The following is a 13,758-nucleotide window of genomic DNA, read 5'->3' as shown; positions in this document are numbered from 1 at the left end:
TTCAGGGGATTTAGGGGTGACATAAAATGATATTTTATTACAAATTGAAACTAACGTTGTTCTGATGTTTAATTTTTGGACACCCTCTTTTTTGTGCCTTCAGACATAGAAATACAACCGATTAAAATAATAAAAGATGTGCTCCAAAACTGAAAAACCTAGTGTATAATTTAATTTTTGACCTAGGTTAGAATATTATTTTACCTATGATATAAATATTTATTACATAGGTAATAAATTGATTTAACCTGTATTATATTATAAAAAACAGGTAACTTACAATTAAAATCATAGCTTCATGACACTGAAATATAAGGTAATTAAACAGAAAACACCGGCATCAACTGGCGAAGTAAGAGACATCTATTATGCTAGAGCCTGTGACCGAAAGATGTACGACCTGGATATGGTAGCCAAACAATTAGCTAAAGAATCCACCCTTTCTCCAGCCGATATTTATGCAACCTTAGTTGGATTAACGGATCTCATTCCTCTTCTTTTAATGGATAACAACTCTGTTAGCTTAGGTTCACTGGGCATCTTTAGTCTTCATTTTTCCAGTGAAGTAAAAAATTCAAAAGAAGAAGTAAACAAAAGGTGCATTAAGGGTATAAAAATGAAATTCAGAGCCAGTCCCAAACTAAAAAAGAGACTCCGTTCACCAATCTTTGAAAAATCAAAAAATAAGTAATTAAAACAAACTCAACTGTTCGTCGAGGAGGCGAAAAGTCATTCGATGAATCGGAGATGGTCCATGGGCTTTAATAGCAGCCCGGTGGGCTTTGGTTGGATACCCTTTATTCTTCATCCAATCGTAAACAGGGAATTGTTCATGCATCTTTTCCATGTATTCGTCACGATGTGTTTTAGCAAGAATACTGGCCGCTGCAATAGGCAGGTATTTACCATCACCTTTTATAACACAGGTATGTCCAATCCCATTATAGGGTTTAAAGCGGTTGCCATCAATCAACAAATGTCCGGGTTGTTGTTTTAGTTGCTCAACAGCCCGATGCATCGCTAAAAAAGATGCATTTAAAATATTTATCTTGTCAATCTCCTCGTGATGCACATATGCCACTGCCCAGGCCAAAGCTTCCTTTTCAATAATAGGCCTAAGCTTCTGACGTTGTTTTTCGGTTAATTGCTTGGAATCATTCAACATCTCATGCCTGAAATCTTTAGGTAAGATAACAGCTCCAGCAACAACCGGACCAGCCAGACAGCCTCTTCCGGCCTCATCACATCCGGCTTCTATTCGTTGTGCATCAATATAGGGTAATAATTCAGCCACCTTTTATTATTGTTGAATTCTGTTTTTTTCTTTTTCAACTACTTTTCCTGATAAATCACCTCCAGCAATGTTTGTCCGACTGCTTTGAGTGTTTTTTTATCAATATTACTCATATCATCTGCATGAGTATGCCAGTAATCGCCAAAACTACTGTTAGATGCAGGATTGAACTGTATGATATCAACACAAGGTATTCGGCGATATTTATTTACATAAACATGATCATCAGTGATGGTTCCACCCCTCTCAGAAACAAAATAATTGGAATACCCCAGATCTGCAGCGGTGTTCCAGATACGCTTCACTAAGTCAGGTGCATTTTGTAAGGAGAATCCTTCGTGATAAAATAATGCATCTTTGGCTCCCACCATATCAAGCAATATACCATATCGTGCATAGTAATCCTCTTTGTGTGGATATTTTCCCCAGTATTGTGATCCCAAACACCAGGTGTCTTCCTGATAGGGTAAGTCACGATGATCAGGCTGACCGTAATCCTCAGCATCAAAAAAAATGATATCGATACCCAGATTATGACCCGCTAAACCAATCAGACGAGCCAATTCCATTAATACACCAACACCGCTGGCTCCATCATTGGCTCCATCAATAGGTTGATCACGCTTGCTTTTATCAGGATCATGATCGGCAAACGGACGGGAATCCCAATGAGCAAATAGTAACAAACGGTTATTTAATTCAGGATTGAACTGCGCAATTATATTTTTGGCTTCTAAAACAGTATTGTCAAATGCTCTGACCTCAGCTTCCTGGACAATAACATCTGCACCAAAACGTTTCATTTCGGCAGCCAGATATTCAGCACAGGCTTTATGTTCCGGTGTATTAGGTACACGCGGACCAAAATTCACCTGATGCTCAACATATGCATAAGCTGAATCGGCATTAAAAAAAGGAGTTGCAACTTTCTTTGCCTCTACCGAACTCTTTGATGAAGAGTCGCCACCTTTTGGCGATGAGCATGCAAAAAAAAGCAGGCTGGCTGTTAATGCCCCACCTGCCCATATTTTAAATTGATTCGTCATCTCAATAGTTAATTATTTTATTTCCCACTCAAATCCGTCTTTGGTATCTTTAATCACAATACCCATAGTCTGCAATTCGTTTCGGATTTTATCAGCTGTTGCCCAGTCTTTGTTTGCTTTAGCTTCCACACGAAGATTCAGCAACAGGTTAACTGTTTCACTCAATAGAGCATCGTTACCTCCACCCTGAGTCTGATTTGCTTTCAATCCCAGAATGTCGAATACCATCGTGTTCATCAATAGTTTCAAAGCCGTAAGATCATCTTCTGTAACAGAAGCGTTTTTATCTACCAGAGTATTAATCCACTTCACTCCTTCAAATAAATGAGCAATGAGAATTGGCGTATTTAAATCATCACTGATAGCAGAATAACATTTTTCAGACAGCTCAGCAATATTAAAATCAGACTGACTTCCCGCTTTTATTTTATCCATCTTGGCGCAACCTTCCAACAAACGCTCCATTCCTTTTTGGGCCGCCTGCAATGCTTCATTTGAAAAATCCAAAGTGCTTCGATAATGAGCCTGCATAATAAAGAAACGGATAGTCATAGGACTATAGGCTTGCTCAAGCAACTCATGTTCACCGGTAAAAAATTGTTCCAGCGTAATAAAGTTCCCTAATGACTTACCCATTTTCTGACCATTGATGGTAATCATATTGTTATGCATCCAATAACGAGCCGGAGTATGACCGTGAGCAACTGTACTTTGAGCAATCTCACACTCGTGATGTGGAAATAATAAATCCATTCCACCACCATGAATATCAAATTCTTCACCCAGGTAGCGGGCACTCATAGCAGAACACTCAAGATGCCAACCAGGAAACCCATCACTAAATGGTGAAGGCCAGCGCATGATATGTTCAGGTGCTGCTTTTTTCCACAAGGCAAAATCATACGATTTACGTTTCTCACTCTGACCATCCAAATCACGGGTGGTACTCAACATATCTTCAATATTACGACCAGATAAACGACCATAATTATGCTGCTCGTTGTATTTATCCACATCGAAATAAACTGAGCCGTTGCTTTCGTATGCATACCCTTTCTTCAGAATATCCTCAACCATTTGCAGCTGCTCAATAATATGCCCTGATGCACGAGGCTCAATACTTGGCTTACGAACATTCAAGGCATCCATGTATTCGTGATAACGATCACTGTAATACTGAACCACTTCCATTGGTTCCAGTTCTTCCAAACGGGCTTTTTTGGCAATCTTATCTTCACCAACATCAGCATCATTCTCCAAATGGCCAACATCAGTAATGTTTCGCACGTAACGTACCTTATAACCCAGATGCGTTAAATAACGAAATAAGATATCATAAGTAATTGCCGGACGTGAATGTCCTAAATGAGGGTCGCCATACACAGTAGGACCACAAACATATAATCCAACATGTTTGGGGTTGATAGGAATGAACTCCTCCTTTTTGCGCGACAGCGTATTATAAATGAATAATTTATTTTCCATGCTTGTTAATGTTCTCTTCTTGAAATAACAAGCTGCTAAAATACAAATTATTGCTAAGTTATCCGGGATTTTTTACAGTCTCTGTACGTTTTAATTCACCATTCTGATAATGTTCAATGTATAGCAACTCACCAGAATCATTGTATTCAAAAGATTGACCATTGAAAAGATTACCCTTCACAAAAAAACCTTTCTTTTCGGGCTTACCGTGCATATTATAAATAGTATGCATACCGGTACCTGAGAATTTTTCGTATTGTTTTTCAGTTTTATCTTCCGCTATCTCCGGATCATGTTTAACACTGGAAGCATATTTACCATCCTCGCCATAAATACGCTCACTAATCAGCTGTCCATCTTCGTTAAACATTTTTAAAGTGCCTTGCGTCTTACCTTTAGCCCAGTCACCTTCATATTTCAATTCACCATTTTCGTGAAAATATTTTTGAGTACCGGTTCTGCGACCCAGAGAATCGTAATTCCAATCATAAGCCAACTGACCACCTTTGTGATAAAACTTATATTCTCCTTCCCAGTGATCTATATTCCAGAAACCTTCTTCCGAAAGATTACCATCATTATAATAAAAACGAGCCGGACCAATTGCTTTACCTTTTACATAGGTTATTTCATTCTTCTTTTTCCCATCCGGATAATAGGTAATCCATAAACCATCCTTGCGGTTATCTGAATATTTCCCCTGTTCAATAATATCATCATTGGTATCATCAAACTTCAACCACAATCCTTGTTTCAGTTTATTGTTATCCTGCCGGTTAATCGTATCCCCCTTATAAATCTTATAGTTCTGTCCGGTAGCAGGCAAAATCATAAAAATTAAAATAAGAATCGATAAATATTTCATGGTAAATGAGTATTTCAAGTGCTTATTGTAAACCATCATTCAAATGAGGCATTACAAAAGTTTAGTACGGAAATACACCGGAAAGGTTATCAATTATTATTCACGAAAGGTTAAAAAAGAGTAATGGTCAAATATTTTAAGCACAAATAACACTAGAACGAACAACAAAGCTTAAATTGCCGTTAATTTATAAAACACCCTAACTAATATTTTCCATGGGTCAAAAGAAGAAAAAGAATAAACCATCGCGCAAAACCGACTTACGTCAGTTAATTCAAGGCTTATTTTTCAATCAGCCAAAGCGCACATTCAACTATAAGCAGGTTGCTGCACTGTTAGAAGTTAAGAAAAAAACAGATAAACAAAGAGTACAGATTATACTTAATGAATTGTTTGAATCGGGCTATCTTACAGAGACAGTTCCCGGCAAATATAAATTACTGAGTCGAGGTTCTACCGTAACCGGCATCGTTGATATGACAGCGTCTGGTGCGGCTTTTATTGTTCCCGATGATGGCAGTGATGAGGACGTATTTATCCCACGCAATGCCATGAACAAAGCATTGAATGGCGATAGAGTAAAAATATTTAAAAGTGCACGTCGTAAACACAAACAGCCAGAAGGCGAAGTAATAGAGATACTGGAACGCAAACGCGAACATTTTGTCGGGGTGATGCAAATAGCCCGCGGCTTGGCATTTTTAGTGGTAGATGCTCGTGTGATGCAAAACGATATTTTCATCCCTGCCAAAGGATTGAAAGGTGCCAAGAATGGCCAAAAAGCTATTGCCCGTATTGTTGAATGGCCCGAAAGAGCTAAAAACCCTATTGGAGAAATAATTGATGTATTGGGTGATGTTGGCGATAACAATGCTGAAATGCATGCTATATTGGCCGAATTTAATTTACCTTATAAATATCCGGATGAAGTAAATGCGGAAGCTGAAAAAATTGATGCAGGTATCACTCCTGAAGAAATAAAGAAAAGAAGAGATTTTAGAGGTGTAACTACCTTTACAATTGACCCTGCTGATGCAAAAGACTTCGACGATGCTCTTTCGTTACAGAAATTGAAAAACGGAAACTGGGAAGTAGGTGTTCACATTGCAGATGTTACACATTACGTTGAGGAAAAATCGTTACTTGAAAAAGAGGCTTTTGAACGGGCAACCTCTGTTTATCTGGTTGATCGTGTGGTTCCAATGTTACCCGAACACCTGAGTAATGGCATATGCTCTCTCCGTCCGAATGAAGAAAAACTTTGCTTTTCGGTTGTTTTTGAGCTCGATGATAACGCCAACATAGTAGACTCATGGGTAGGCCGAACTGTAATTTATTCTGACAGAAGATTTACTTACGAAGAAGCTCAGAATGTTATTGAGACAGGCGAAGGCGATCTGAAAGAAGAAATCCTTACCCTCGACAGACTTGCTAAAATAATCAGGAAACAAAGATTTTCTGATGGAGCCATTGGCTTTGAAAGAGTAGAAGTGAAATTCAATATCGATGAGAACGGAAAACCTGTAAGCGTTTTCTTTAAGGAAGCCAAGGATGCCAACAAACTTATTGAAGAATTTATGTTGTTGGCCAATAAAAGGGTAGCTGAATTAATTGGTAAAAACGAACTGAACCCCAAACGCAAGTCAAAAGCTAAAACTTTTGTGTACAGGATTCACGACGTGCCTAATCCTGATAAATTTGATGCTTTTGCTTCTTTTGTTCGCCGTTTCGGATATGAAGCATTACCTAAAGGAGCTGAAAGCATTAATAAATCACTCAACCGGGTGTTAAATGAAGCTCATGGAAAGAAAGAACAGAATATAGTTGAGACGCTTGCTGTTCGAACTATGGCTAAAGCAATTTACTCTACCCATAACATCGGGCATTACGGATTATCTTTTAAACATTACACACATTTCACCTCCCCCATTCGTCGTTACCCTGATATGATGGTTCATCGCCTGTTGCAACGTTATCTCGATGGTGGCAACTCAGTGAATGAAGAAAAATATGAAGAAATGTGTGAGCACAGTTCCGATATGGAACAAAGAGCGGCAGATGCTGAACGTGCTTCGATAAAATACAAACAGGTAGAGTTTCTGAAAGATCGGGTTGGAGAAGAATTTGATGGTGTTATTTCGGGAGTTACCGAATGGGGCCTGTATGTTGAAATCATCGAAAATAAATGCGAAGGTATGATACCAATCCGTGATTTAAACGATGATTACTATCGATTTGATGAAGAAGAATACTGTTTGATTGGACAGAAGTACAATCGCAGATATCAATTAGGAGATCCACTTCGAATTACCGTTGCAAGTGCCAATTTAGAGAAGAAACAACTGGATTTTGCCTTAGTTGACGAATAAATATTTTTTCGAACAAAAAAGTCGACGCAGTATATTTACTTAATATACTGCGTTTTATATTTAATAATTTTAGAACAAATTGGTTTAAGTTTGTATTTTGCCAAAAAGTATTGCTATTTTTGTAATACAACAACAAAAAAATTCATCAATGGATAATTTTAATGGTAGCCCTTCTGGTGCCCAAAATGATGGAATGCGCACAAGTATTATTGAAGCGGCAAAAGAACTATTTGCAAAGTTTGGATACAAAAAAACAACCATGGAAGATATTGCCATTGCACTGCGCAAAGGCAAAAGTTCGTTGTATTATTATTTTAAAAATAAAGAAGAAATTTTCCAGGCTGTAATCGAATCAGAAGAAAAACTTCTTTTTACTAAACTCAATGAAATTGTTGAGACTAAGATGGAACCCCGCGAAAAATTAACCAAGTATGTAATTACCCGCATGGAAACCATCTTAGAACTTGATAATTATATCAAAGCATTAAAGGACGAAATGCTTACTAATTATGAGTTCCTGAGTCGATTAAAAGTTAGTACAGAAAAACAGGAAGCAGGATTGTTAACCCGCATTTTGGAAGAAGGAACCTGCAATAATACTTTCCAGGTTAAAAATATTCCGATGGCTGCAGTGGCAATTGCTACCGCGCTAAAAGGTATGGAAGGACCATTATTAGGATCTTATTACAGTTTTGAAGACTTCAAAATACAAATTGAAAATACATTGAATATTTTATTCTTTGGATTAATAAGACGATAAACAAAAACATTACCATAAAAATTACACGTTAACCACATGCCAATTAAAATACCGGACGCACTGCCTGCCAGGGGAGTGCTCGAAAATGAAAATGTTTTTGTTATAGGCGAATCAAAGGCTTTACATCAGGATATCCGACCACTTCGTATCCTGATATTAAATCTTATGCCGCTAAAAATTGCAACCGAAACGCATTTATTACGAGCACTTTCGAATAGTCCGCTACAGGTAGAAGTTGACTTTTTAATGACTTCCAGTCACGTTTCAAAAAACACTCCACGAGAACACCTATTCTCTTTTTACAAAGTATTTAATGAGGTGCGATCGGAGAAATATGATGGAATGATAATCACGGGGGCACCTGTTGAACTCCTTGACTTTGAAGAAGTCAATTACTGGGAGGAATTGACAGAGATTATGGAATGGAGCAAACATAATGTCACCAGTACATTTCATATCTGCTGGGGAGCACAGGCAGGCTTATATTTTCATCATGGAATAAAGAAGTACCAACTCGACAAAAAAATGTTTGGTGTATTTAAACATACCGTAAACGAAATGCAAGAGCCTTTAATGAGAGGTTTTAATGATATTTTTCATGCACCGCATTCACGATACACTGAAGTAAAATTATCAGAGGTTGAAGCCAATGATAATCTTATTTTATTATCATCATCCAAAGATGCAGGGGTATACATTGTGATGTCGAAAGATCGCCGCCAGATATTTGTCACTGGACATTCGGAGTATGATGCACATACGCTTAATGAAGAATACAAACGTGATGTTGCCAAAGGTTTGGACATTGCCATCCCAGAAAATTATTTCCCTGATAACGATCCAGCAAAAGAACCAATGGTTTTATGGCGAAGTCATGCCAGCTTGCTTTATTCTAACTGGTTGAACTATTACGTATATCAGGCCACCCCATATCAACTTGATCAAATCCAATAACATGATCAAATTACTGGCAACCGATCTGGATGGAACTATACACACCCGAAATAATGGTTTCAACATTGACGACATTGAGACGCTAGGTGAACTTGGCGAACAGAATGTTTGTAGGGTAATAGCAACTGGTCGTACTTTTCAATCGGCATTATCCGTTATCCCTGAAAATTTTCCAATTGATTACCTTGTGTTTTCATCGGGAGCTGGCATCTACGACTGGAAGAATAAAACAATTCTTAAAACTATTAACCTGGGTTTCGAAGACGCTCGCATAATAACCAACATCCTAAACCAGTTTGATATTGAATATACCGTTCATCATCCCATACCTGACAATCATATCTTCTTTCACTCAATAAGTTCCGATCCTCATCCCGATTTTGAGAGATACATCGATTTTAACAAGGCTCATGCCATACCGGAAGAAAAAGAATTACCGGAAGAAGATTATTCTCAAGTGCTTTCATTCATCCCTGAGATTGGATTATTTGAAGAAATTAAAGCCAAATTTAATGGTATAAAAACGATCCGGGCCACATCGCCTATTGATGGTGAAAGTATCTGGATGGAATGTTTTCATAAAGACGTTTCGAAAGCAAATGGCATTTTACACATTGCCCAAATGCTGCAAATTGAAGAATCTGAAATCGTGGTTATCGGGAATGATTATAACGATTTGGATATGTTACAATACTTTTCAAAGTCTTATATCGTAAATAATGCACCGGATGATTTGAAACAACATTTCACAATACTTACCGATGTTCAGTTATCACCTCTTGCCGATTGGTATCGTAGGTTCAGATGGTAAGCTACTCTACTTCTGCGGTCATTGGGCTGCGTAATCCTTTAGCATCTACAAAAACAGCCTTTACAGATCCGATCAATATTTTTGCTTCCACAATTATAGGAACACGGTTCTGATCATCAGTTACCCAAACCGTCATATCTTCTCCACTTTCAAAGATGGTTCCTTCAACCAATAAAGGTTTAAATTTCAAGCAGTCAAACTTACGTCCATCACGGTTTTTGATTCTTTCTTTACCCAAATAACGAATATAAATATCATGAATTTCGCCATCCACTACCATGCTTATGGGAATCTTTTCATCAACATCATAATCAGAGAAATTGATATTACGAGCCTTATAGACCATGGTGAGTAAATCAAAGGAACACTTTTTCCAGGGAAAAGTCTTGACTTCCACAGGCTCCTCTTCCTTTTGTATTTCAGAAGATATCAGACGACTTTTATGATCGAATACATATTTATAACTGGCATGATAACTTCCTTCATTCGTTATCCTTCTATATTCAAATGGTTCAAGATATTTTGTATCGGTGTAGACTTCGAAAGTATCACGCACTTTAAATAAAAAATCGTACGATTTATAGGTAGCACCGTGCGACTTTATATGAAACGCGTCCTCTCCATTATATTTACTTTTATCAACAGTAAAAGTAACCTGACCAGCATTAAGCCATAACAATCCCCAATTATAATAGGCATGATAATTAACTACTTCACCTGACTGAAAACTAAAGTTATAATCACTGCATTGGGCGTTTGTATCCACTGTTATTATCAATAACAACCAAATAAAAACAACACTTTTAAAATACTTTTGCATTATCGGTATTTTAGGATACAGAGCTACAATTCGCAAAAATCAAGCCATTACTTTTTCACTTCCCCTATGCGCGTTTCAATTGAATTTATCTTGCCATTCATCCGGTTATCTTTACCCTTTCGGGCATCAATTGTAATGGCGCAATAAACACGGTCTGAAAACTCGCTGAGTATATCATAACTTTGCTGAACAATTGCCAGTGCTTCCTTCATTGTGGTTGTTTCAATGGTTGTTCCCATTGGATTGAGTTTATATTCAACCCCACTAGCATCAATGTGTTTGATAACCTTACTCACATACTCACTAACACTGTCTCCTTTATCCGTTGGAAACATTGCAAAGTTTAGCATTACTGACATCGTATTATTCTCTTTTCTTAGGTTTTCGGAATGATTGCGAAAATTTATCAACACTAAATACAGATGGGTCCCAGGTTTCCAAATCAGTATCCCAATTGGCTCTGACATCCACCTTACCCATATAATAGATTAATTTCTCAGGCTGCCTGTTTTCGTAATAATTTCCATCATCCCATTGATTATTACCATTCTCATCAACAACAATCCTGAACATATATTTACCCGGAGACAGATACCTGAAACCTATTTTCCCTGAAGTCGGTATCTTCGACTGCTGCAGAATTCTTTCTTCTTTACCCAGCACCTGTACAAGCCAATTATCCTGTGGATTAAGGATTTGGATAAATATCTTACCGTAGTCCTCATCCTTTTTCACATTGAAAGTGATCTTTTCAGGTCCGTTATGTAAACCATAAATATCTACAATTGAAGCTGAGTCAATAGTCATTTCATATTTCCCACCCGGAATCCATTTTTGAGAAATGGAATAACGCTTAATATTAAGTGTATCCTGTATTAACTCAAAATCAATTGGTTTTGGAATAGTATCTTCGTAATAAAAAAGTTTCACAGCCTTTTTATCGAAAGTCATAGCAGGTGCGGTTAATCCAAAACCAAATTTTCCATAAATATCAACTTTAGTTTTTACCTCAACCAGTTTTAACATTGGAATAGGTTCCGGCTCATCATCTTTTTTCTTCCTCCTTTTCTCCTCTTTTTTGGCCTCAAAGAAATACATGGCTATTGTATCTTGCTGGATATATTCCATATCCATAGAATCAAGCATGGTATAGCTCAACGTTATCGAAAGTGAATCCTGATTGTAATAGGTACTATCCTTCAACCAATAAGAAATTGTATCGTTATTTAAAGATCCTTCTTTAATGAATATATCTTTCAAATCATCCTGACCAGTAAGTTTAATTTCAACCTCATCTTCCTGCCTACGGTTAAAATAGAAAGTCATCTTAGCTTTTTCCTTACGTTCTTCGCTCATTAAATATTGACGCTTATAATCATGCTGAAACAGAAACAAGCTCGCACTATCCGGAGTATAAACCAATTCTTTATGATATATCAATGAATCTGTTTCGAGAGAATCAATATGTAACGTATCAACAAAGTCGCGATATTCGAATGATGGCTCTACAATAATGTCTGACCAAGCCATTCGCTCACCAGGCTGATCAAATTTCAAATCACGATTGGAGTCTTCGAGTGCATACAATCTGTATTTTCCTGGACGAACATTTAATATGGTAAATCGCCCCTGGGCATTTGTTTTTGCCATTCGAATTGGTACCAGTTTATGAATAGCAGAATCGGCAAGGTTTTCATGCAAAAAAACCAATGTCCCCGACGCAGGGGATAAATCATCAGCATCATAAACATTTCCTGAAACTTTCAGCGAATCGATATATTCACCCGTTGAGAAGCTAAAACTAAAATTCTCAAGGACATTCCCTTCATTGTTATCGACCACAGCATCAGCAAAATCGAGCGAATAGGTACTATTGGGCTGCAAATCTTCGTTAAAAATAACCTGTAACTTATTACCACGAGCCTCAATGGTTGGCTGCTCATTCATTGGTGGAGAAATAACAAACTTCTGACGAATATCTTTTAACTGAATTAACTCATCAAACTCAATTACAACCATTTTTTTATTGTAATTCAATGCATGATTCTCTGGTGTTGAGGCGATCACTTTAGGCGGTATTTCGTCTTTTATCCCACCTGTTGGCATTCCAATATTTGCACATGCCCAAACAATTAATCCTAATCCTATACTGAAACTTATTAGTCGAAGTCTGCTTTTCAAAACCTTATTATTTTAATCCACGCAAATTTAAGAAGAAAATTCATCGAAGTTCATAAATAATATTAATTCGATCCTTCATCTGCATAAACGATTTCAAACATACTAAAATAAACCCAAAACCTGCCAGCCATAGAACTTTACAATTGTAAGCAAACTAAAAAATGATAACTTTGCGTTCTTTAGTAAAACACTTACTACTATTATGGAGAATAAGACACCCCAAAAGTCAAATAATAAACTCATATATATCATTTCAGCAGTGGCTGTAGCACTAATTGCTTTGGTTCTGTTCATGTACCTTAGCAACCGAAAAGAATACAAGGCTGTTGTTGAAGAGATGACTGAGGAAAAGCTATTACTTACTGAAGAATTTCAAACGCTGGCTTTGGATTACGACTCTCTTCAAAGTAATAACGACACCCTTAATCTGCTGTTAGAACAGGAAAGAGAAAAGATTTCGCATCTTATTGAAGAAATCAAAACCATTAAAGCCACCAACGCTTCAAAAATACGTGAATACAAAAAGGAACTGACCTCGCTGCGAAGTGTGATGAAAAGCTTTGTGGTTCAGATCGACTCTTTAAATCAACGTAATCAGGAACTATCGGAAGAAAATATACAATACCGGAAACAAGTAACCAAAATACAGGATTCCTTTAAGGAGCTGGAAAAACAAAAAGAGAAACTTGCTGAGAAAGTTGAAATAGCTTCCCAACTCGAAACTTATAATTACGAAGTGGAAGGCTTAAACAGTAAAGACCGGGAAACCAAAAAAGCCCGTAACGTTTCAAAAATCAGGGTCTGTTTCACCATTCAGAAAAACATCACAGCACCAATCGGAGAAAAAACTGTTTATATGAGAATTATGCGTCCGGATGAGGCTTTATTGGTACGTTCGCTGGATGACAAATTCAAATACGAAGGTGAGGAGATTAATTTCTCAGCCCGAAGAGTAATCGAATACGGAGGAGAAGAACTGGATATTTGCATATTCTACAACGCCGATGAAGGAGAGCTTCTTCCAGGTAATTACACAGCTGATTTATTTGCCGATGGTTATCATATTGGCACCACTCAGTTTGAGTTGAAATAGATTAGATCACACTCACATTAATAACTTTCTACTTTTGTATTTAAATTAGCATTGAATTAACAATGTGTTAATCCCTGTGA

At 37.3% G+C, this 13,758-nt stretch carries 13 protein-coding genes; 6 read left to right on the top strand and 7 right to left on the bottom strand.

Going from position 1 to position 13,758, the window contains the following annotated elements:
- The first annotated feature begins 298 nt into the window (after positions 1-298).
- Positions 299-691 carry an HU family DNA-binding protein gene (locus tag ACRD62_RS16255; protein ID WP_430821171.1) on the top strand — a complete coding sequence of 131 codons (393 nt, stop codon included), beginning with the start codon at positions 299-301 and terminating at the stop codon, positions 689-691.
- On the opposite strand, the gene rnhB is transcribed toward ACRD62_RS16255, so the two are convergent.
- From rnhB to ACRD62_RS16235, 4 genes are read right to left on the bottom strand one after another with little or no spacing between them, the layout of a single operon-like run.
- A complete protein-coding gene (gene rnhB / locus ACRD62_RS16250; RefSeq protein WP_430821170.1) occupies positions 692-1,294 on the bottom strand; it encodes a ribonuclease HII in 603 nt (200 codons plus the stop codon).
- A 38-nt stretch (positions 1,295-1,332) separates the two neighbouring features.
- Positions 1,333-2,340 carry a M28 family peptidase gene (locus tag ACRD62_RS16245; RefSeq protein ID WP_430821169.1) on the bottom strand — a complete coding sequence of 336 codons (1,008 nt, stop codon included), beginning with the start codon at positions 2,338-2,340 and terminating at the stop codon, positions 1,333-1,335.
- A 12-nt stretch (positions 2,341-2,352) separates the two neighbouring features.
- Positions 2,353-3,825 carry a cysteine--tRNA ligase gene (gene cysS, locus ACRD62_RS16240; RefSeq protein WP_430821168.1) on the bottom strand — a complete coding sequence of 491 codons (1,473 nt, stop codon included), beginning with the start codon at positions 3,823-3,825 and terminating at the stop codon, positions 2,353-2,355.
- A gap of 58 nt (positions 3,826-3,883) precedes the next feature.
- Positions 3,884-4,690: a toxin-antitoxin system YwqK family antitoxin gene (locus ACRD62_RS16235; protein WP_430821167.1), complete on the bottom strand. Its 807-nt coding sequence runs from the start codon at positions 4,688-4,690 to the stop codon at positions 3,884-3,886.
- A 215-nt stretch (positions 4,691-4,905) separates the two neighbouring features.
- Here ACRD62_RS16235 and rnr point away from each other — a divergent pair, with 215 nt between their 5' ends.
- From rnr to ACRD62_RS16215, 4 genes are all read left to right on the top strand, one after another.
- Positions 4,906-7,059, top strand: a complete 2,154-nt coding sequence (gene rnr, locus ACRD62_RS16230) for a ribonuclease R (RefSeq protein WP_430821166.1) — start codon at positions 4,906-4,908, stop codon at positions 7,057-7,059.
- Between the two features lie 148 nt (positions 7,060-7,207).
- Positions 7,208-7,819, top strand: coding sequence for a TetR/AcrR family transcriptional regulator (locus tag ACRD62_RS16225; protein ID WP_430821165.1), 612 nt, complete (start codon positions 7,208-7,210; stop codon positions 7,817-7,819).
- 36 nt (positions 7,820-7,855) lie between these two features.
- Positions 7,856-8,773 carry a homoserine O-acetyltransferase MetA gene (gene metA, locus ACRD62_RS16220; protein ID WP_430821164.1) on the top strand — a complete coding sequence of 306 codons (918 nt, stop codon included), beginning with the start codon at positions 7,856-7,858 and terminating at the stop codon, positions 8,771-8,773.
- Position 8,774: 1 nt separating this feature from the next.
- On the top strand, positions 8,775-9,584 hold the full coding sequence (locus ACRD62_RS16215) for an HAD family hydrolase (protein ID WP_430821163.1): 810 nt from the start codon (positions 8,775-8,777) through the stop codon (positions 9,582-9,584).
- Position 9,585: 1 nt separating this feature from the next.
- On the opposite strand, the gene ACRD62_RS16210 is transcribed toward ACRD62_RS16215, so the two are convergent.
- Genes ACRD62_RS16210 through ACRD62_RS16200 form a run of 3 tightly spaced genes read right to left on the bottom strand, consistent with a single transcriptional unit; the run spans position 9,586 to position 12,585 of the window.
- Positions 9,586-10,404, bottom strand: coding sequence for a DUF3108 domain-containing protein (locus ACRD62_RS16210; RefSeq protein ID WP_430821162.1), 819 nt, complete (start codon positions 10,402-10,404; stop codon positions 9,586-9,588).
- Between the two features lie 47 nt (positions 10,405-10,451).
- Positions 10,452-10,763, bottom strand: a complete 312-nt coding sequence (locus ACRD62_RS16205; RefSeq protein ID WP_430821161.1) for an MTH1187 family thiamine-binding protein — start codon at positions 10,761-10,763, stop codon at positions 10,452-10,454.
- Positions 10,764-10,767: 4 nt separating this feature from the next.
- Positions 10,768-12,585 (bottom strand): Ig-like domain-containing domain, encoded by a 1,818-nt coding sequence (locus ACRD62_RS16200; protein WP_430821160.1) that lies wholly within the window; start codon positions 12,583-12,585, stop codon positions 10,768-10,770.
- Positions 12,586-12,787: 202 nt separating this feature from the next.
- On the opposite strand from ACRD62_RS16200, the gene ACRD62_RS16195 reads away from it, so the two are divergent.
- The gene (locus ACRD62_RS16195; protein WP_430821159.1) at positions 12,788-13,678 is read left to right on the top strand and encodes a hypothetical protein; all 891 of its coding nucleotides are present in this window, start codon (positions 12,788-12,790) and stop codon (positions 13,676-13,678) included.
- Positions 13,679-13,758 lie beyond the last annotated feature (80 nt).

This window comes from Carboxylicivirga caseinilyticus (genome assembly GCF_050589785.1).
Lineage (GTDB): Bacteria > Bacteroidota > Bacteroidia > Bacteroidales > Marinilabiliaceae > Carboxylicivirga > Carboxylicivirga caseinilyticus.
This window is presented reverse-complemented; position numbering and strand designations above follow the sequence as displayed.

Bases quoted from the DNA above. Each gene is read 5' to 3' on its own strand.
- ACRD62_RS16235 (WP_430821167.1), bottom strand. From the start codon at position 4,690: ATGAAATATTTATCGATTCTTATTTTAATTTTTATGATTTTGCCTGCT.
- ACRD62_RS16225 (WP_430821165.1), top strand. From the start codon at position 7,208: ATGGATAATTTTAATGGTAGCCCTTCTGGTGCCCAAAATGATGGAATG.
- ACRD62_RS16255 (WP_430821171.1), top strand. From the start codon at position 299: ATGACACTGAAATATAAGGTAATTAAACAGAAAACACCGGCATCAACT.
- ACRD62_RS16205 (WP_430821161.1), bottom strand. From the start codon at position 10,763: ATGTCAGTAATGCTAAACTTTGCAATGTTTCCAACGGATAAAGGAGAC.
- ACRD62_RS16245 (WP_430821169.1), bottom strand. From the start codon at position 2,340: ATGACGAATCAATTTAAAATATGGGCAGGTGGGGCATTAACAGCCAGC.
- ACRD62_RS16195 (WP_430821159.1), top strand. From the start codon at position 12,788: ATGGAGAATAAGACACCCCAAAAGTCAAATAATAAACTCATATATATC.
- metA (WP_430821164.1), top strand. From the start codon at position 7,856: ATGCCAATTAAAATACCGGACGCACTGCCTGCCAGGGGAGTGCTCGAA.
- cysS (WP_430821168.1), bottom strand. From the start codon at position 3,825: ATGGAAAATAAATTATTCATTTATAATACGCTGTCGCGCAAAAAGGAG.
- ACRD62_RS16210 (WP_430821162.1), bottom strand. From the start codon at position 10,404: ATGCAAAAGTATTTTAAAAGTGTTGTTTTTATTTGGTTGTTATTGATA.
- rnr (WP_430821166.1), top strand. From the start codon at position 4,906: ATGGGTCAAAAGAAGAAAAAGAATAAACCATCGCGCAAAACCGACTTA.
- ACRD62_RS16215 (WP_430821163.1), top strand. From the start codon at position 8,775: ATGATCAAATTACTGGCAACCGATCTGGATGGAACTATACACACCCGA.